This is a genomic window from Gemmobacter aquarius (assembly GCF_003060865.1).
In the GTDB taxonomy this organism is placed as follows: Bacteria; Pseudomonadota; Alphaproteobacteria; order Rhodobacterales; family Rhodobacteraceae; genus Paragemmobacter; species Paragemmobacter aquarius.
Genome location: NZ_CP028918.1, coordinates 1,395,319 through 1,408,196, shown reverse-complemented (window position 1 = coordinate 1,408,196; position 12,878 = coordinate 1,395,319). Strand labels below are relative to the sequence as shown.

At 63.3% G+C, this 12,878-nt stretch carries 10 protein-coding genes and 1 pseudogene; 4 read left to right on the top strand and 7 right to left on the bottom strand.

Annotation, left to right across the window (positions count from 1 at the left end; genetic code table 11):
* Window positions 1-85 precede the first annotated feature (85 nt).
* The 4 genes from HYN69_RS06765 to HYN69_RS06750 all read left to right on the top strand — a co-directional run bounded on the left by HYN69_RS06765 (window position 86) and on the right by HYN69_RS06750 (window position 5,837).
* Window positions 86-1,177 carry an LLM class flavin-dependent oxidoreductase gene (locus HYN69_RS06765; RefSeq protein ID WP_108435068.1) on the top strand — a complete coding sequence of 364 codons (1,092 nt, stop codon included), beginning with the start codon at window positions 86-88 and terminating at the stop codon, window positions 1,175-1,177.
* Between the two features lie 119 nt (window positions 1,178-1,296).
* Window positions 1,297-3,195 carry a 7TM-DISM domain-containing protein gene (locus HYN69_RS06760; protein WP_108435067.1) on the top strand — a complete coding sequence of 633 codons (1,899 nt, stop codon included), beginning with the start codon at window positions 1,297-1,299 and terminating at the stop codon, window positions 3,193-3,195.
* Complete coding sequence (locus HYN69_RS06755; RefSeq protein WP_108435066.1) at window positions 3,192-5,036, top strand: 7TM-DISM domain-containing protein; 1,845 nt, start codon at window positions 3,192-3,194, stop codon at window positions 5,034-5,036. The genes HYN69_RS06760 and HYN69_RS06755 overlap by 4 nt, the downstream gene beginning before the upstream one ends.
* Window positions 5,037-5,111: 75 nt before the next feature.
* Window positions 5,112-5,837, top strand: coding sequence for a response regulator transcription factor (locus HYN69_RS06750; RefSeq protein WP_159082385.1), 726 nt, complete (start codon window positions 5,112-5,114; stop codon window positions 5,835-5,837).
* Between the two features lie 328 nt (window positions 5,838-6,165).
* Here HYN69_RS06750 and HYN69_RS06745 read toward each other — a convergent pair whose 3' ends face one another.
* The 7 genes and pseudogenes from HYN69_RS06745 to HYN69_RS06720 all read right to left on the bottom strand — a co-directional run bounded on the left by HYN69_RS06745 (window position 6,166) and on the right by HYN69_RS06720 (window position 12,834).
* Window positions 6,166-6,768, bottom strand: coding sequence for a superoxide dismutase (locus HYN69_RS06745; protein ID WP_108435064.1), 603 nt, complete (start codon window positions 6,766-6,768; stop codon window positions 6,166-6,168).
* 248 nt (window positions 6,769-7,016) lie between these two features.
* Entirely contained in the window at window positions 7,017-7,424 is a 408-nt protein-coding gene (locus tag HYN69_RS06740) for a hypothetical protein (RefSeq protein ID WP_159082384.1), read from the bottom strand.
* A 137-nt stretch (window positions 7,425-7,561) separates the two neighbouring features.
* Window positions 7,562-8,110, bottom strand: coding sequence for a sarcosine oxidase subunit gamma (locus HYN69_RS06735; protein ID WP_108435062.1), 549 nt, complete (start codon window positions 8,108-8,110; stop codon window positions 7,562-7,564).
* Window positions 8,103-11,122: pseudogene (locus HYN69_RS06730) on the bottom strand (sarcosine oxidase subunit alpha family protein). The gene HYN69_RS06735 and the pseudogene HYN69_RS06730 overlap by 8 nt, the downstream one beginning before the upstream one ends.
* Window positions 11,119-11,442: a sarcosine oxidase subunit delta gene (locus HYN69_RS06725; RefSeq protein WP_108435061.1), complete on the bottom strand. Its 324-nt coding sequence runs from the start codon at window positions 11,440-11,442 to the stop codon at window positions 11,119-11,121. Before HYN69_RS06725 ends, HYN69_RS06730 begins: the two are co-directional and overlap by 4 nt.
* Complete coding sequence (locus tag HYN69_RS20515; RefSeq protein WP_159082383.1) at window positions 11,429-11,590, bottom strand: hypothetical protein; 162 nt, start codon at window positions 11,588-11,590, stop codon at window positions 11,429-11,431. Before HYN69_RS20515 ends, HYN69_RS06725 begins: the two co-directional genes overlap by 14 nt.
* Window positions 11,587-12,834 (bottom strand): sarcosine oxidase subunit beta family protein, encoded by a 1,248-nt coding sequence (locus tag HYN69_RS06720; RefSeq protein ID WP_108435060.1) that lies wholly within the window; start codon window positions 12,832-12,834, stop codon window positions 11,587-11,589. Before HYN69_RS06720 ends, HYN69_RS20515 begins: the two co-directional genes overlap by 4 nt.
* Between the last annotated feature and the right edge of the window lie 44 nt (window positions 12,835-12,878).

Genomic DNA, 12,878 nt, shown 5'->3' with positions numbered 1-12,878 from the left:
CAGCGGACCGTTGACGCAAATGGATTTTACGATAGACTTTCAAACATAAAATATAACCAAACTTCCACCAACAGGGATATCCGCAATGCCAAACCACCCGATGCTGTCGGGCGACCGCTTTCGCCTTGGCACGTTCTCGTCCAACTGCTCGTCCGGTATGACCCCGACCAAGATCGCAGGGCGCTGGAACAATTCATGGGACAACAACCTCAAACTCGCCAAGATGCTGGACGAGGCGGGGATCGACTTCATGCTGCCCATCGCCCGCTGGATCGGCTACGGCGGCGAGACCGATTTTCACGGCGGCGTGCTGGAAACCATGACATGGGCGGCGGGCCTGCTGGCCGCGACAAAGAACATCGCCATCTTCGCCACGATCCACACGGCGGCGAACCATCCGGCGGTGGTGGCCAAGCAGATCGCCACCATCGACCAGATCGGCCACGGGCGGGCGGGGCTGAACATCGTCGCAGGCTGGAACAAGCCGGAATACGAAGCACTTGGCCTGACCCTGCCCGATGACCACGAAAGCCGCTACGCCTATGCGCAGGAATGGTTCGACCTTGTCCAGAAGCTCTGGACCTCCGACCAGCATTTCGACTGGCAGGGCAAGTATTTCAAGGCCCACAAGATAAAGGGCGACCCCAAGCCGATGCGCGGCACGGTCCCGATCATCAACGCCGCAGGCAGCCCGCAGGGGCGCGAATTCGCCACCGACAACGCCAATTTCCTGTTCACCCCTGCCATCGACCTGAATCGCTCGAAAGACGAGATCGCAGAGCTGAAAGCGCAGGCCCGTGCCAAGGGGCGCGAGGTGAATGTGCTGACATTCGCCCATGTCATCTGCCGCCCGACCGAAGCCGAGGCGCAAGAGTTCCTGAAATTCACCGCCGTCGACAATGCCGATACCGAAGCGGTGGACAATCTGGTGAACCTGCAATTTGCCCATGCCCACAGCTTTCCGCATGACCTTCTGGCGCAGATCAAGCATCTGTTTGCCATGGGCCACGGCGGCTTTCCCCTTGTCGGCACGCCCGATCAGGTGGCGACAGGCATCCTGAAACTGCATGCCACGGGCTTTGCCGGCACCACGCTGTCCTTTGTCGATTACGTCGAGGAATTCCCCTATTTCCGCGACACCGTCTTGCCCAAGCTGGAAGCGGCAGGCATCCGTTAAGACAGGTCCGGCCCGTCCCGATAGCGCGGGCGGGCCGAAGCGACTTGGGTTAACTACGCGGGTGTCAAAGCCGGCCGCACGGGTTAGTCTGCGGCATCGGGTTCCGGTCACGAGGCGAAATGCAAAACAGGAGTCGCGACAGGCGCTTTGGCTGGCTGGGCTGCGCGTCTGCGGTGATCCTGTGCGCGGTCGCGCTTTTGTGGCATGGCACCCCGGCGCGGGCGCAGGCCGACGGGCCGACCTATGGCGTGCTGGTCGACCCTGACCGTACGCGGACCATCGACGATGTGCAGCAGTACCTGTTCCGCCCCGTGGCCTCGTCCTTTGGCGGTGGCTTCACCAAGGCGGCCTATTGGGTCCGCATCACCTTTCCAAGGGGCGATCCGCCGCCGCAGAACCTGCGGTTCCGTCCGCTTTCGACCGACCTGATCGAACTTTACACCCCCATGCCCGACGGGGGCTGGCACGTATCGCGCAATGGCGAGCTTGGCACGCCGACGGGTGCTGCGTCGCAGACCATCGGCTGGTATGGTTTCGACATCGACCCCTTGCCGGGACCGGTGACCTATTACGCGCGCATCACCACCGCTTCGGCGGCCGCGATCGCCATCACCTCGGTTCCCGCAAGCATAGACATGCGCGAAACCGTCAGGACGGCGGCGTTCTACGCAGGCCTTTTGGCGCTGCAATTCATCGCCATCTTTCTGGCCTTCACACGGCTGGAACCGCTCCATTCGCTGGCGGCTTTCAGCTTTGTCGCGATGAGCACGATCTTTGCAGCCTATATCTACTGGATTTCAGGCTACGGACCACTGGTGATCGGCCTGCAACGCGGGTTCTGGCTCGATACGATCTACACTGCGTTTTGCGGCGTGGCGCTGTTCAGCATCGTCTCGTTCCACTACCTTTTCCTGCGCGATTATGACCCGCCGCGCCTGCTGATGCACGCCCATTTCGTGCTGCTGCTTGTATCGGCAAGTGTTCCGTTCCTGAGCGTGTTCGCGCCGGGTTTGACCGGGTTGCGCGTGGCCTATGCCGTGTATCTGGCGATGGTTCCGATGCTTGTTGCCATGCTGCTGACGCTGCGCGGCAACGCGGCCATTCCCCGGCATCGGCTATATTATGTCTATGTGCCCTATCTTGCCGCTCTGGTCGCCAACATCGGCACGCGGCTGGGTTGGGTCGATAGCGCGATCCTTTACGCCTATAGCGTCGAGGCGCTTGCCTTGGTCAACGCCACACTGGTCCTTGCGATCCTGTGGCTGAAGAACCGCGCCGCGAATGACCGGATGCTGGAACGCGAAGTGTCGCTCGCCCGCATTTCGGCCGAACTTGCCGTGGCACGCGGCTACCGCGACACACAGCTCGAACTGGTGAAGACCATCGACCGTCTGGCCCGCACCGTGGCAGACCGGACGCGGCATGCCCTGGCCGGGGGCGAGGTGGGCGCCGACGCAGCGCGGGTCGAACGGTCGGTCGATGCGCTCGGAGCGGTGATCGAAAGGTGCCTCTTTGCCTTTCGGGCAGAGGCGGGGCATTGGAACGTGACCCGCGAAGCCTTTGACCCCGGCCTTGCAATGCAAGAGATGGCGGCCACGCTGGCCCCGCCCGACACATGGACGTTCGAGTTGATGCCGATGATGCTCTGGTCGGACCGGGTGCTGTTCGACCTTGCGGCCCGCAACATCCTGTCGAACGCGCTGGCCTATCGCGCGCCACAGACGCCGGTGACGGTCGGCGTCGTCCCGTCAGTCCGGCATGACCGGGTCGGCGCTTTGGTGACGGTAAAAAACACAGCCCCCACCGGCACGCCATTCGCGCCCGACCGGGTGTTCGAGAAATTCTACCGTGGAGAGTCGGCGCGCAGCAAAAGCGGCACCGGACTGGGCCTGTTCATCGCCCGCGGCGCGGTTCACGCACTTTCTGGCGAGATCGCCCTGACCGGACCTGTCGACCCAGCCGACCGGCCCGATCCAGCCGCCACGGTAACGGCCAGCTTGTGGATACCCAACGCATGACGGGCCGCGATCATCTTAGAAAAGCGGCGCGGATCGTCGCTGTCGGGGCCGGGCTTTTGCTGCTGCTGGCCTATGTCGCGGCGCTTTACCGCACCGACGCGCCCGCCGAACTGATCGAAAGCGTCGAACATTACACAGACCCTTCAGCCCGGCTGACCGTGTCAGAGATCAGGGACAAGCCCTTTACCCCGTCGCAGTCTACCCTTGGCGGCGTCTCTGACGGGGCGGCGTATTGGTACCGCCTGCGGCTGGGAAAATCCCATCAGGACCTGCTGCTCGACCTTGGCCAAGGCTCGGTCGATCAGGCGTGGCTGTATCTGCCGGGCGGGCCGCGCGGGTCTTGGCAGATGCAGCAATCGGGCGACACGCTGCCCTTTGGCCTGCACCAGTCGCGGCGCGTGCCGGTCAGCTTCGTCGTTCCGCGCGCCCTTGCGGGGCAGGATATTTACCTGCGCGTCGTTAGCAAGACAGGTGTCTTTCGTCTCGGCGCGGAACCCGTCAGCCTTGCCGATCAGCGGCTGAACCGGCAGATCGCGCTGCATATGGTCTATTTCGCACTGCTGGCGATGGGCGTGCTGCTTGCTTTGCTGCGGCTGTGGCGCAGCAGGTCGGAACTGTCGCTGGCCCTTGCGGCCTTCCTGATCACCTATTTCATCTATTCCATGGAATCGCTCGGCTACGGGCTTTTGCTTTTCGACGGGCCGGACCCTGCATTCCATGACCGCGTCCAGACCGGCACATCGTTTCTGATGGTTTTCCTGTCGATGCTGTTCCAGCGGTACTTCCTGCGCCAGCACCGTCCGAACCGGATGGCACTAAAGGCGGCCGATCTGGTGATCTGCGCGCAGGCGATGCTGGCTTTGCCGCTGGCGGCGGGCGATACGGGGCTGGCCGGAAGCGGCATGAACGTGACCGCTGCGGTCTTCCTTGGGCTGTTGCTCGTATTGCTTGGCACCGCACAGATCGAAAGCCGCCCGCTGCGGAATGTCCTGTGGGCCGTCTATGCGGTGCATCTGCCGATCGCGGCGTTCCGCATCGCATCGCGCATCGGGATCGATGGCGCCTTGTCCGCCAGCAGCCACTTCGTCGAGGTCTACGGTCTGGCCTCCTTGTTCCTTGCGCTGACGCTGCTGGTGATCGACACGTTGCAGCAACAAAGCCGCGCCCGCGACGCCGTCCTGTCGCTTGCCGCCGCGCAATCGGCGCAATCCGCACACGACAAGAACAGCCGGACACAAGACGGCTTCATGCACATGCTGGTGCACGAGGTCCGCAATCACCTGTCCGTCCTGCAAGTCGGCCTGTCGGCCATGCCCGAGGCGGGCGACCGGACCAGGCTTGCCGACGCGGTGCGCGATCTCGACCATGCGCTGACGCGCGCGCAGCACCTCGTCTGGCTCGATCAGGACCGCTGGCCGTTGCATCCCCGCCCGAACGCGCTGCTCGAAACGCTGGACCACGTGATCGACGACCTCGGCATCGCCGACCGCCTGCACCTGCAAGGCGACAGCCCCGATGCCGAGGTTTACGCCGATCCCGCACTCCTCGAGGCATTGCTCGGCAATGTGCTGCTCGCCGCCGTTCAGGCGCTTGGCACAGGCCGGGTCATCACGCTAGAACTTACGCAAACGCCACAGACGGGGATGGCACAGACGGGCGTGGCACAGACGGGGGCGTGTCGCATCGACCTGCACGTTCCGTTGCAGCAAGATGCAGCGCCGCGCGGCTGGCAAGGGCCGGAAGCGGCAATCGCGTTACGGCTGTCGGACGCGATGCAGGCCGGTCTTGACGTCACGACTGCGGCCGGTTCGCTTTGCATCACCCTGACGCTGCCCCCATGACCTTGCGCGATGCGCCTGCCGACCACCCTGCCCAGTCACCCTGTACCGTCGCCCTGTCCCGTCAAGGAACCTGCCATGACCGCCGTCCCCCTCCGCATCGCCATCGTCGAAGACAACACCGACCTGAACGGCCTTCTGGTCAATGCCCTCCGCTCGGCCGGTTTCGATGCGACAGGCTATGCCAGCGTCGAGGATTTCGAACGCTCGGATGACAGGCCGCACATCTTCCTGCTCGACCTCAACCTTCCGGGCGAAGACGGGCTCAGTTTTGCACGGCGCTTGCGCGGGTCTGCGGGAGATGCCGGTATCGTCATGCTGACGGCCCGCAACGACATGGACCAGCGCCGCAGCGGTTACGACAGCGGGGCCGACATCTACCTGACCAAGCCAAGTTCGGTCGACGAGATCCTCGGGGCGCTGAATGCGCTTGGCCGCCGCTTGCAAGCACAACGCCTGACCGAAGGCGACGGCCTGACCGAAGGAAACGCGACCGCCCCGCCGGTGCTGACCCTGTCGCCGCGCAAGCTGGAAGTGACCGGACCGGCGGGCAGCGTGTCGATCACGGCGGCCGAAGCGGCGGTACTGGCCTATTGCGCATCCGACCCCAACGGCCGCATCAGCCTTGCCGCATTTGACGAAATCCTGCCCGAAGGCGCGGGATTGTCCAAAGTCGCCATAGAGTTAAAGGTGGTGCGCCTGCGAAAGAAGCTCGCCGCAGCGGGATTTGACGGGCGCAGCATCGGGTCGGTCCGCAATTACGGCTACCAGTTGCTGCTGCCGGTAAAGGTCGTCCAGGCGTGACGGTCAAGCCGGGATCGGGCGTCGGGCCAAACAACTTACTGGTTAACACATCACCAGGCCCGGTCGCACGATAACCCGACAGCCGAGGGGACTGACCGCGTCATCAACAAACCCACACAATCACTCGACCCCCGGTAAGCTACCGAAGGCCTTGGAAGGCTTTTGAAGGTTTTTTGCGCCCGCGTAAAGAGGGCAAGCCCGCGTTCACCCGAAAGGCTCTAGCCACCTATACTTTCGAAATACACGCGACCCGGTAAAAGAAAAAACCTCGCCACCCGCAAGGGGTGACAAGGTTTCTTTTCATCCTTCGAAAGAAGGCGCAGCGCCGTCAGAGACGCGCTGCGACGGCTTCCCAGTTGACCAGCTTTTCAAGGAAGTTGGTCAGATAGGCCGGCCGCTTGTTGCGGAAGTCGATGTAATAGGAATGTTCCCACACATCGCAGCCCAAAAGCGCGGTCTGCCCGAAGCACAGCGGGTTCACGCCGTTCTCGGTCTTGGTGACCTTGAGCGCACCCGACGCGTCCTTGACCAGCCAGGCCCAGCCCGAACCGAACTGCCCGGCACCGGCAGCGGCGAAGTCTTCCTTGAACTTGGCGACCGACCCGAAGGATTCGGTCAGCGCCTTTTCCAGCGCACCCGGAATCGCCTTGTTCTCGCCCGGACCCATCACTTCCCAGAACAGGTTGTGGTTCCAGTGCTGCGAGGCATTGTTAAAGATGCCATTCTGCGCCACGGCACCGGCCTGATAGGTGCCGCGCACCACATCTTCCAGCGATTTCGCTTCCCACTCGGTCCCGGCGACCAGCTTGTTGCCGTTGTCGACATAGGCCTTGTGGTGCAGGTCGTGGTGGTATTCCAGCGTCTCGCGCGACATGCCGAGCGGTGCCAGAGCGTCGTGCGAATAGGGCAGATCGGGAAGGGTGAAGGCCATTTGGGTTCTCCTGTTCGGCGGGAATTCTTGCTCTGCAATAAGGGTGCAAGTCGACCCGAGGTCAACCCTTACACGGGCGCTTTTGCTCCACCCCGATTTTTCTGCGAAAAATCGCGCCCCGCGCCCACCTGCGGCGCCCTTCCCCGCGCGAAGGGGGGGCTTTCCGCCCCCCACGCCGCGTGCCGCGGCTCCCCCGAGGATATTTGGGCGAGCATGAAAGCCAAAGATGCGACAGGGCGGCCCGGCAGTCAGGCCTTTAGCGGCTTGCAGCGGCCACCCGCATCGAAATTGTTGCCGTAGCCTTGCGGGATCACCTTGATGCGCGCCGAAAGGTCGGCCTTCATCAGGGTCATGCGATACAGGAGTTTGCCGTTCTGGCCCGATCCGTCCTGTGTCTTGATCTCCCAGACATAGGTGGTGCGCTTGGCATTGTCGGTCGCCACCTTGGCATCGACGGGCGCACCGGCCAAGAAAAGGATAATTCCGTCACTGACCTTTGCCGTCGCTGCACCAACGTCTTGGTTGAGCGCGATCGTCGGTGCGACCCACCCCATGTTCATGCCCATCTGCTCCATCTGGCACTCGATCACCGAGGCCGAGGCAGGAGAGGCAATTCCGGCACAAGGCAGCGCCAGACCGAAGAAAACAGTACGCATAAGGACCACCATAGCAACACCAACGCTGCAATCGTCGCCCATTCGCAGCGGCATAGTCAACAACTTCAGGGAGAGAGCAGAAAAAGGGGCCGGCTCGCGCCCGCCCCTTTGATCTGTCACCGGTGCCTCGCGGCAGTCTAGGCCAGTTCCGACCCCGGCATGGACGAGCTTGCCAGCAGGTCGAAGACGTAGCGCCCGACCGAGCGGAAGCAGACGACCGTAAAGCCGTCACCCTGCTGCCAGAAGGCCGCCGCGACCTGTGCAGCGCGGGTGCGGCGCAATTCGCCCTTTTCCAGCGTGGCGAAATCGACGGGCGACAGTTTGGCCAAGGCCTGCGCCGCCTTGGCCCCTTCGACGCGGAACACCGCGCGGGCATCCGACACGTCGACCGCAAGGAAGTGCTGGCCTTTCAGCGCAGCATCGAGCGAAGCGATGGCCGCCGCAACTCCCGCATAGGGCAGCACGATCAGGTATTCGTCCGGGCTCATCCAGCCGCAGGCACACTCGCCCGCCACCTCGATCTTGCGGACTGCCGGAAGCGGGGTGCCGGTGACCGATTTGACCGCATCGGCCAGCCCCGCCACATCCTTGGCCCGCAGCGTGATCATCCCCAAGGGGCCGATCTCGCGGACGTTCGCAAAGCCGGCGTAGGTTGCGCCACCGAGCGCGCTGGTGGGTTCAGACATTCTGCTTCTCCCCGTCCTTGTCAAAGAAGACCGGATCGACCACCCGCGCCTTCAGCGTTCCCTTGACCCCGTCCTTGAACGTGCCGAATTCGACCACTTCGCCCATCCGCTTGGGGCCGTGCTTCAAAAGCCCCATGGCAATGCCCTTTTTCAGTGTGGGCGACATGTAGGTCGAGGTGATGCGCCCCTGCACATTCCTTTGCCCGTTCGGGTTCAAGCCTGCATCGACCACATAAGCCCCGTCCGGAATGACCGATCCGTCCAGCGCCTCGAAGCCCACCAGTTTCCAACGGTCGGGGCTGGCAAGATAGGTGCGGCTTTGGCCGCGCTTGCCAAGGAAGTCTTCCTTCTTCTTGGAAATCGCCCAGTCTAGGTTCAGATCCTGCGGGATCACCGTGCCGTCGGTTTCATCCCCGATCATGATAAAGCCCTTTTCGGCCCGCATGATGTGCAAGGCTTCGGTGCCGTAAGGCATGGCGCCGAACTCGGCCCCCGCAGTGTGGCATGCCTCCCAGAACGCAAGGCCGTGGCTGGCCGGAACCGCGATCTCGTAGGACAATTCGCCCGAAAACGAGATGCGATAGGCGCGGACGGGGAAACCGCCCAAGGTGCCGTCAACCCAGCCCATGAAGGGCAAGGCTTCCTTGGACACATCCATCCCGCCCAGCTTTTCCAGCAGTTTGCGGGCATTCGGTCCCACCACGGCGATCTGGGCATATTGCTCGGTCACATTGGCGGTATAGACCTTCCAGTCCCACCATTCGCACTGCAGCCAATCCTCCATCCACGCATGGATGCGGTCGGCCCCTCCGGATGTGGTGTGGCACAGCCAGGTTTCCTCGTCGATGCGGGCAACCACGCCGTCATCGGACAGGAAGCCCTGTTCGTTGCACATCAACCCGTAGCGGCACTTGCCCACGGGCAACGTGCTCATCACACCGGTGTAAAGCATGTCGAGGAAGCGCCCCGCATCCGGCCCCTTGACGATGATCTTGCCAAGGGTCGAGGCATCGAGCAGGCCCAGCTTGGCGCGGGTGTTGAGCACCTCGCGGTGCACCGCCTGTGCATGGGTCTCGCCGGTGCGCGGAAAGGTGTAGGGGCGGCGCCACAGGCCCACGGGCTCGAAATAGGCGCCCTGCGCTTCATGCCAGCCATGCATCGGGGTGCGGCGCAGGGGCTGGAATATCTCGCCCCGCGCCTCGCCCGCCAGCGCGCCGAGGGTGACGGGGGTATAGGGCGGGCGGAAGGTGGTGGTGCCGACCTGCGGGATGTCTTCGTTCAACGCACCGGCCAGCACCGCCAAGCCGTTGATGTTGGACAGTTTTCCCTGATCGGTCGCCATGCCCAGCGTGGTGTATCGCTTGGTGTGTTCAACGGATTCATACCCCTCACGGGCGGCAAGCTGTACGTCCGACACCTTCACGTCGTTCTGGTAGTCGAGCCACATCTTGGATTTCAACGCCTGGGTTGCCCCCTGCGGCATGATCCAGACCGCTTCCATCGCGGCCTCCACAACGGGGGCCACTTCGGGCAGCTTGGCCTTCTTCGGCTTCATGCCAAGCGTCGCCAAGGCGACCTGCGCCTGCGCGTCGGCATCTGCCAGAACGGCGGCGGTGGTCATCGCGCCATTGGCGATGCCTGCGGCATAGACCATCGCGCCGCCGTCATGGTTGATCGGTGGCTTGGTGGCATCGGGGCGGAAATGGGCCTGCGTGGTGTCCCACACGAGCTTGCCGCCGCAATGGCTGTAAAGGTGGACGACCGGCGACCAGCCGCCCGACATGGCGACGGCGTCGCAAGCGATCTCGTCGATCACCGCGCCCTCGCCCGCTTGCAGACAGATCGCGACGCCGGTGACACGCTTGGCCCCCAGCACCTTGGCGATGCCGCGCCCCGCCTCGATGCGGATACCGAGGGCACGAGCCTTGGCAGGCAATTCGCCGGTCACCGATGCGCGCGCGTCGATGATGGCAGGAACCGACAGACCTGCTTCCTTCAGCGCAATCGCGGTGCGGTAAGCGTCGTCGTTGTTGGTCACGATGACCGTGCGATCCCCCGGCGACACGGCATAGTTCACCACGTAGTCGCGCACCGAAGCCGCAAGCATCACGCCCGGAATATCGTTTCCGGCGAACGACAGCGGCCGCTCGATCGCCCCCGTCGCCGTCAGGATCTTGGCCGCACGGATGCGCCACAGGCGGTGCTTGGGCCGCCCGTCGCCCGGCGTATGGTCGGCCACCTTTTCGTCGGCCAGAACATAGCCGTGGTCATAGACGCCAGACCCTGCGGTGCGGATTTTCAGCGTCACGTTTTCCATGGCCGAAAGCGTGGCGACCGCTTCGGCCACCCAGTCACCGGCAGGCTGGCCGTCGATCACCTCGGCATCGACAGGCGCACGGCCCCCCAATGCGCGGTCTGTTCCAGCACCAGAACCCGCGCACCGGCACGGCCCGCAACCAGCGCCGCCTGCAAACCGGCGATCCCCCCGCCTACGACCAGCAGGTCGCAAAACGCATAGGCCTGTTCGTAGCGGTCCGCATCCCGATCCTTGGGCGCTTTGCCAAGACCCGCCGACTGCCGGATGATCGGCTCGAACACGTGCTTCCAGAAGGGGCGCGGGTGGATGAAGGTCTTGTAGTAAAAGCCTGCGGGCAGGAAGCGGGCGACATAGTTGTTCACCACGCCCACATCGAATTCGAGGCTGGGCCAATGGTTCTGGCTGGTCGCTTCCAGCCCGTCGAACAGCTCGGTCGTGGTGACGCGCTGGTTGGGTTCGAACCGCCCGCCCTTGCCCAGATTGACCAGCGCATTGGGTTCCTCCGGTCCGGCAGCGACGATGCCGCGCGGGCGGTGGTATTTGAACGACCGGCCGACCAGCATCTGGTCATTCGCCAGCAGAGCTGCCGCCAGCGTATCGCCCTTGAAGCCTTTCAGCCTTTTGCCGTTGAACGAGAAATCGGTTGCGGCGGAGCGGTCGATCAACCGGCCGCCTTTTGAAAGACGGGTGCTCATTTGTAACCCTTCCAGTCAGGCCGCTTGGCCTTGATCTTTGCCACCAGATCGGCGGGCGGTTCGGATGATTGCGCGGGATAGGTGCCGAACACTTCCAGCGTGGCGGTGCAGCGGGCAGCAAGGAACCACTTGCCGCAGCCATAGGCATGGCGCCAACGCTCGAAATGCACGCCCTTGGGGTTCTTGCGGGCGAACATGTAGCTTTCGAATTCCTCGTCGGACGACCCGGGACCGAAGCGTTTCAGGTGCGCCTCGTAGCCCGGCGAAAGCTCGGTCTCTTCGGCTTTGACGCCGCAATAGGGACATTCAAGGATTAGCATTTGTCACCCCGTTCGCAATTTCCGCACCGGAAAATTCTTCCCGAAGAATTTTCCCCGCCCGAAGATTTTTCGCCGAAAAATCTTCCGTCACATGTTCCACGCCAAGATTTTTCGCAGAAAAATCTTGGTTCTCCGTCAGGCCCGTCAATGCGCCACCCCTGCCGCCACCGACTCGTCGATGAACTGGCCTTCCTTGAAGCGCCACATGCTGAAATCTTTCGCCAAGGCCCCCGGCTCTCCCTTGGCCATCAACTCGGCCATGGCCCAGCCCGACCCCGGAATGGCCTTGAACCCGCCGGTGCCCCAGCCGCAGTTCATGAAGCAGTTGCCGAGCGGGGTTTTAGAGATGATGGGCGAACGGTCGCCGGTCATATCCACGATCCCGCCCCATTGGCGCAGCATCTTCAGGCGTGAGATCATCGGGAAGGTCTCGATCAGCGCGCGCAGCGTTTCCTCGATATGGTGGAAAGACCCGCGCTGGGTAAAGTTGTTGAACCCGTCGGTGCCGCCGCCGATCACCATCTCGCCCTTGTCCGATTGCGACATGTAGCCATGCACGGTGTTGGCCATCACGACCACATCCATGCAGGGCTTGATCGGTTCGGACACCAGCGCCTGCAGGGCGACCGCTTCGACAGGCAGGCGGAACCCAGCCATCTCGGCCACCTGCCCCGAATGGCCCGCAACCACGATACCCAGCTTCTTGCAGCCGATGAAGCCCTTGGTCGTGTCGACGCCGGTGACGTTGCCGCCTTCCGAGCGCACGCCCTTGACCTCGCATTGCTGGATGATGTCCATGCCCATGTCGGAACAGGCCCGCGCATAGCCCCATGCCACCGCATCGTGCCGCGCCGTGCCGCCACGCGCCTGATACAGCGCCCCCAGAACCGGATAGCGCGGCCCGTCGATGTTGATGATCGGCACCAGTTCCTTGACGCGCTGCGCGTCGATCCACTGGGTTTCCACGCCTTGCAGCGCGTTGGCGTGAACTGTCCGCAGATAGCCGCGCACTTCGTGATGGGTCTGCGCCAGCATCAGCAGGCCGCGCGGGCTGAACATGACGTTGTAGTTCAGGTCCTGGCTCAGCGTCTCGTAAAGGCTGCGGGCCTTTTCATAGATCGCAGCCGACGGGTCTTGCAGATAGTTCGACCGGATGATCGTGGTGTTGCGACCTGTGTTGCCGCCGCCAAGCCAGCCCTTCTCGATCACCGCGACATTGGTGATGCCGAAGTTCTTGCCAAGGTAATAGGCCGTGGCCAGCCCGTGCCCGCCTGCGCCCACGATGATGACATCGTATTGCTTCTTCGGCTCGGGACTGCGCCAGGCGCGCTCCCATCCGCTGTGATGGCGCATTGCTTCGCGGGCAATGGCAAAGACGGAATAGCGTTTCATGGTCGGTCCCCCGTGGCGCCGGTCGTGTTGTCGCACTTGTCGTG